1 protein-coding gene is annotated in these 267 nt (G+C 65.9%); it reads left to right on the top strand.

The genetic code is table 11. The annotated features are described in order from the left end of the window. A partial coding sequence (locus SB822_RS57695) for a GntR family transcriptional regulator (protein WP_410859183.1) occupies positions 1-267 on the top strand: 267 nt, incomplete at both ends.

Raw genomic sequence — 267 nt, 5'->3', positions numbered from 1 at the left:
CGCTACAAACATCTCGTCGATCGATTGGCGGCCGAGATCCGCGCAGGCCGGTTGCAGCCCGGAACAAGATTGCCCACCCACCGCGAACTCGCCGCGCGCGAAGGCATCGCGTTGGTGACGGCCACGCGCGTCTACGCCGAGCTTCAGTCGATCGGCCTCGTGAGCGGCGAAACGGGGCGCGGTACGTTCGTGAAAGAGCCGCTGCCCCGTGGCGAAGGGATCGACTTGCATGCGTGGGACGCCGACACCGTCGATCTGAGCTTCAAC

The organism is Paraburkholderia sp. SIMBA_054 (assembly GCF_046534875.1).
Classification (GTDB): domain Bacteria; phylum Pseudomonadota; class Gammaproteobacteria; order Burkholderiales; family Burkholderiaceae; genus Paraburkholderia; species Paraburkholderia hospita.
The sequence above is the reverse complement of the archived record's forward strand: the minus strand, read 5'-3'. Positions and strand labels throughout refer to the sequence as shown.